Genomic DNA, 4,313 nt, shown 5'->3' with positions numbered 1-4,313 from the left:
CATGCGGCTCCAAGATATGCCGCAACTGGACATACCCCTTCGGCGGTTTCCTAAACTTATCCTCCTCAAACTCAGCCCATGGCCCCCTAAGATCATGCCAGTATGAGCCTACGTCCGCTTGCACACCCGCCAGGTATACCCGCTCACGATGCTGGGGCACGAAGCCATCTGCATCAATGACCTTAGGGTATACTTTGTAGCCCAGCTCATTCAGGGCCCGCATGATCGTGAACATCGTGCTGCCCGACTTATGCGATAGAAGCCCTTTGACGTTCTCAAGGAGAAAAAATGTGGGCTGCTTTTCTTTGATGATCTTCGCCAGCTCAAAAAAGAGTGTCCCCTGGGTTTCATGAGCAAAGCCTTCACGCCTGCCAGCTGTAGAAAAAGGCTGGCAGGGGAACCCCGCCAGCAGCAAGTCATGATCCGGGATATCCTTCGGATCCACGTCTTCGATATCCTTTGCGAAATCATATGCAAACTCAGGGTCATCTATATCAAAATTACTGGCATACGTCTGACGCGCGAACTTATCCTTCTCACATGCCCAGACACAGAGGCCACCCGCCAGATCACACCCCTGGCGAAAGCCGCCAATACCTGCAAAAACATCGATAAAAGTAAACATTTAATCCTCCTGTGCTGACATCTCTGCCAGTAATACTTCATGGGCTCTGATGTGCCCCTTAGTTGCTAAAATACGACCCTCAAGATTGTTCCGGGTCCAGATCATACTGCCCCGTGTTCGGATCGCTATGAATTCCGGGCAGGTTCTCAGGTACCGGGCAATCAGCTTGTTGCCCGGTAGCTTGACCGCCATCTGATGCTCACCTGCATAGAGCGCCGCCGTGTCCACGATCTCTTTCGAAGTGAATACCGTGCGATTCCTGAATGCCTCGTTCTCCCTGAAGGACGTAACCACCAGCTCTTCCCAGTTCGTCATCGAGTAGTGCTGGATCTCCTGAAGGAAGGCTGTGACGGGGGGCGGCTCCCCCGCGTCAAAGTCGCTCAGGTCTACCTCATGCAGCAGGTGATACGCCACGTGCCGCCACCCCGTCTCTTTCATCCACGGCCAGCAGCGGCTCCAAAACTTCTGCACGTCTTCATACGGCCGGCCGCCCGCATCCCTGGGCTTGAAATCACTCCAGATCGGGAACAGCCGGCGGGAATCGTGAGACTGCACCGGCAACAGACTGTTTGAGGTCATGACCACATTCACGAGGTTTCGGATCAGCACCGGGCGTATGTGCTTGATATTGACCTCCAGCGTCATGGGCGGTGCCGAAAGCAGGCGCTTCAGATCCCGCGCGACATCTTTCGCATCCTTGTAATCCCCCGTCTCAGTCTCATTGACCACCAGCAGCTTGGTATTGAGCAAATACTCGTTGAAATCCTTGCTCAGGTTAGAGCCGTCCACGTACCGTGCATTGGTACTCATGGCCTGCACGGCAGGGTAGATGAGGAAATCCTTACCCGTACCTTCCGCACCACCCAGCAACAAGCCATGATTGATCTTCTTCTCCGGGTAACGCAACGTGAAAGCCAGCCACTGACTGACGCGCTGAATATGCTCCTCCCAGCCCAGCATCTTAAAGACTTCCAGCCAGGGTGATATATCACCCGGTTCGAAATCCTCAACAAGCGGCGTCCAGCTGTTGTAGACAAGCCTGCCGTTATCCCGAAAGAGCGTATCCTGCCCCGGCGCGAAGTCTATCCGCTGCACTTTTCGGGAACCCTCACGGGAGCTCAGCGCAACCGTTGAGGGGGTCTTCATCAGGTCACAGTACAACCGGTCAAAGGCGGAGACGTTCAGAAACGAATTCGACAGCGTATCGTAGAAAGCGTCCTGCTCTGCCACGTAAACATACTCATCAAACAGGGTCTGGTTCGCCGTGGCGGCCTTATCCGTCTCCTGCGTTTTGAGCTGCTGGCGCAAATCTACAGCGCCTACCCCTGTGCGTTCCTGTACCGCCCTGATCGCATCCTTTTTAGCCAGCGTATCAACGGTAGATAGCCTGCTCAGCACCGGGGAGAGGTCACTGTAGTCTTTGAGTGCATCCAGCTCTTTCTCCACCAGCCCCACTGACAACTGCTTAACAAAAGCCTCATGAGCCTTGTAGGCCTGCGGGTTATGCTGCTGCACCCACTGTACCAGGTCCTTCCCTTCGCGTTTTGCGCAGTGACCATGATGGCACCGAAAGCCCAGCTGCCCCGTCTCCAGCACAAACACCGCCGTACCGGAATCATCTTTGTCTGTGTGCTCATCCACCCAGGGGCACGTGATGTCATACACACCCGCCGCCTTGTGCTGCTTAACATGAACCGCATTCAGCAGTGGCGGGTATGCATCAATCAGCCCAACCGCCTCCTGATCTGCTTTTGCCACCGCTCCGATGCATTGCATGAGCGCAGACACCGTGTACCGGAGCTGGGGTCGCCAGCTCTTGAGAAAAACAGGAACCTCGCCGTGCATGAGCCGGTACTTAAGCTTCGTGTTCAGGCCCCCGGGCAGGCGGACGTAGCGGTTCACACCCCCAGCCCCCGGGTCCGTCATGCCCAGATCCGACATGCGGGTAACAAGCGCCTCAATGACGCTACGATCTGTGCAGGGATCGTCCAGCAGCCAGCCCCATTGCTCAGATCCGGGGCTTGTCTCCAGAATGTAAGAAGGCTCCGGGAAGTGCTGCATGGCCTGCATTTGCGTCTTCGTGGCATCCCCCACGTCATCCGCAACCACCATGACCGTTGATACATGGTTCTCCTTGCGCCGGATCGAGGGCAAATGCTCGGATTCGGTGAAGGTCGAGATGCACACGTACTTGTTATCGCCTACCAGCTCAAAATCCAGCAGCGCGTGCCCCTTCCAGACGGGAGGCGGGGCGCTGTTTGGGTCTTCTGAAAATGCCGTGACGTGTGCGAGCTTTGGATTTGAAAAAACAGCTTGCAGAAATTCTCTGTACCCTATATTATTCACTTAACACATTCTCCTGTGTGTTGATGGTTCCAAGCCACACCCCGGTTAGCGGAAGTTAACCGGGGTTTTTCATGGCTGATTTAAACTGCTTCTCAACGCCCATCTTCCTCTCCACACGCTTCATCCTCTTCTCATCAACCGTATCACGCGCTAAGATCCTGTGAATACGCACCGGGGCTACCCGGGGCGGACGTACAAGCCGCGCCAGTGTCTGCATGTAAGCTTCACCATTGTCCGTAAGACCGTAGAAAACCATGTGAGCCTTCGGGTTCTTCTGAAGCCCATCCAGGCCAAACCCGATAGATTGCGGGTGCCCTACCGCCATGTGCACTCTCCCGGCATTCCAGTCAGCAATGAATTGTTGAATGTCGACACTCGGATCCGACAGGTCCACCGGGTTATAAGCCTGGAAGGCCTGGAGGATCCGCTCCCGGTTGTGTACGAAATCGTAGAGTACCAGCAACGGTCCCTCAGTCTTAACAATCTCGTGCAGCGCATCAAGCTTCAGGTTGTGAACATCATGGATCTTATCATCATCCGTAACGATGAACCCCGACGCCATCTGGGAACAGCGTAAGTCACGTACGGCATCCGACCCCGCAAAAATGGAGCTACCCTCCTCCACATGCAGTATACTCTTAGCGTAGAACTCATCGTACTGTGCTTTAAGCGCAGGCGGTAATGTGACCTTTACATCATTGTGAATGACGTCAGGCAGCGTCCGATAGTCCGCAGTCTCCATGGTCAGTGTAATATCCCGGATCCTATCCATAATCGCCTGCTTAGCACCGGGCTTGAACACGCGCTTCCAGGGCACATGGTGTGAAGTCTTGTACGTTGCATCAAACACCGTTTTCAGGCGCCCCAGCCGCTCACCTTCATCAAGGGCATAGTACTGGCCCTGCAAACCCTCCATGGTCCCCCGCGTAGGGGTACCCGTCATGCCCGTTCGGAACATGATACCCGGCAGCACTTTTTTCCACGCCCGCATGCGGACGGATGTCATACCAGACATGTAAGTAACCTCATCATAGATCACCTGGTCAAAGAACGCTTTAGGCCAGTTCTCCACCAGCCATTTCATGCTCTCATAATTGCACAGATAGATATCAGCTTTCGTGGACAGCCCCTTCAGCTTTTGTTTCGGCGTTCCCAGCACTTCTGAGAACGTCAGGTCCTTTGTGTGCTCCCACTTCTTAGCCTCTTCTGTCCATACGCCTTCTACGACACGCTTCGGTCCGAAAATAACAGCTGGGCCCCACCCTACCGAAATTCGGGATTGAATGGATGTCAGCGAAATAATGGTCTTACCCATACCCATACCCATATCAAGCATCGCCCA

At 54.6% G+C, this 4,313-nt stretch carries 3 protein-coding genes; all 3 read right to left on the bottom strand.

The genetic code is table 11. The features are described from left to right. Positions 1-625: DNA (cytosine-5-)-methyltransferase (dcm, locus tag ACOCD2_RS13330; RefSeq protein WP_419625734.1), on the bottom strand; the 625-nt coding region annotated here is incomplete at its 3' end. Next, positions 626-2,971, bottom strand: a complete 2,346-nt coding sequence (locus ACOCD2_RS13325) for a DUF5906 domain-containing protein (protein WP_419625733.1) — start codon at positions 2,969-2,971, stop codon at positions 626-628. A 55-nt stretch (positions 2,972-3,026) separates the two neighbouring features. Next, positions 3,027-4,313: SNF2-related protein (locus ACOCD2_RS13320; protein WP_419625732.1), on the bottom strand; the 1,287-nt coding region annotated here is incomplete at its 5' end.

The sequence above is a fragment of the Thiolapillus sp. genome, assembly GCF_048562965.1.
Taxonomy (GTDB): domain Bacteria; phylum Pseudomonadota; class Gammaproteobacteria; order Chromatiales; family Chromatiaceae; genus Thiolapillus; species Thiolapillus brandeum_A.
Note: the sequence above shows the minus strand (reverse complement) of the source record. Positions and strands in the feature narration are given on the sequence as shown.